Genomic DNA, 1,704 nt, shown 5'->3' with positions numbered 1-1,704 from the left:
CGGTTGATATGAGTTGAGGTAGTCCTTCACAAACGCCTCCGGGGGTGTCAGGAAGGGATTGTCAAGATTCCTTACGAGAACTTGAGCGTTGGCGCGCTTTGGTTCTTCTGACACACCCCGGAGGTGTTGTTGTGTCTGTGCTGAGTGCTCCAGCCACGGTGTCCACGATCGTCGTTGCCGTCGATGTCGGCAAGACCTCGGCGATGGTGTCGGTTACGGATGATGCTCGTCGGCCGCTGATGGGGCCGGTGGAGTTCGCCATGACCCGCTCGGGTCTGGGTGCTGCGACACAGCGCGTGTCGGCGCTCGCGTCGTCGTGTTCGAAGATCAAGGTGGGGGTTGAAGCGGCTGGCCACTACCACCGGCCGGTGGTGGATTACCGATGGCCGTCGGGCTGGGAGGTGTTGGAACTCAATCCCGCCCATGTCGCCGAGCAGCGCCGGGTGATGGGCCGGCGGCGGGTGAAGACCGACGGGATCGACTTGGAGGCGATCACCGAGTTGGTGCTGGCCGGTCGTGGCCGCGCGGTCACCGAGCGTGAGGCGCTCATCGGTGAGGTCACGGCGTGGGCACAGCACCGGTCACGGCGGGTCGCCACCCGGACGGCGACCAAGAATCAGCTGCTCGGTCAGCTCGATCGGGCGTTTCCCGGGTTGACGGTGGCGCTGCCGGATGTGCTGGGCACCAAGATCGGGCGGCTGGTCGTCGCAGAGTTCACCGATCCGGCGCGGTTGGCGACGCTGGGAATGAACAGGTTGATCCGTTTCGCCGCCGCCCGCGACGTTCAGCTGCGACGTCCGGTCGCCGAGCGCTTGATCACCGCTGCCCGCGACGCCTTGCCAACCCGTGACGCGGTGGTGGCTCGCCGCGTGCTGGCCACTGACGTCTGCCTGTTGACCGACCTGGATTCGCGCATCGAGCAAGCCGAAGCCGAACTGGCCAGGCTGTTGCCGCTGAGCCCGTTCAAGACCCTGACGTCGGTTCCGGGATGGGGTGTGGTCCGTGTGGCCAATTATGCTGCTGCCCTTGGTGATCCAGCACGGTGGCCAGGGCCCCGGCAGGTCTACCGCGCATCGGGACTGTCGCCGATGCAGTACGAGTCCGCGCATAAGCGCCGCGACGGATCGATCAGCCGCGAAGGCAGTGTGGCGCTGCGCCGAGCATTGATCGATCTGGGCGTCGGGTTGTGGTTGACCGAACCGGCGGCCAAGGCCTACGCCCGCGGCCTCAAGGACCGTGGCAAGCGCGGTGGCGTGATCGCCTGCGCGCTGGCTCATCGCGCCACCCGCATCGCCCACGCCTTGGTCCGTGACCACGCCACCTACGACCCCACCCGCTGGAGCTGAATATCACCCCGAACGACTTCTCGCCGAAAGGAGCGCTCAGACTGCCACCCTTCACAACCCTCGTCGGCGGTGCCACGCTGAATGGACGGGACGAGGGGCCGGATCAGATGCCGCTTCGGTTATGACGGACCCATCTGGGTTACGCCGCGTCTAACTTGGCACCCGACCCCTCGCCTCAACGACAGCCCGAACGACGCCAGATGACCCCAGCCTCGAGGTCGCATAAGTCAACGTGGGCGCCCGGCACCTGCCCTATCCCAGCAAGCCGCCGACACCACAGCACCATCCATCGCACCCGGACCCGGATGCCGAACTGCTACGCCCACCCCAAGCCTTGACACGACCTACAGCCAGTTAG

The 1,704-nt window shown here is 66.0% G+C and carries 1 protein-coding gene; it reads left to right on the top strand.

What is annotated here, in order from left to right; genetic code table 11:
• Window positions 1-131 precede the first annotated feature (131 nt).
• The gene (locus A9X04_RS27175; protein ID WP_067927635.1) at window positions 132-1,346 is read left to right on the top strand and encodes an IS110 family transposase; all 1,215 of its coding nucleotides are present in this window, start codon (window positions 132-134) and stop codon (window positions 1,344-1,346) included.
• Window positions 1,347-1,704 lie beyond the last annotated feature (358 nt).

The organism is Mycobacterium sp. E3247 (assembly GCF_001667785.1).
In the GTDB taxonomy this organism is placed as follows: domain Bacteria; phylum Actinomycetota; class Actinomycetes; order Mycobacteriales; family Mycobacteriaceae; genus Mycobacterium.
Note: the sequence above shows the minus strand (reverse complement) of the source record. Positions and strands in the feature narration are given on the sequence as shown.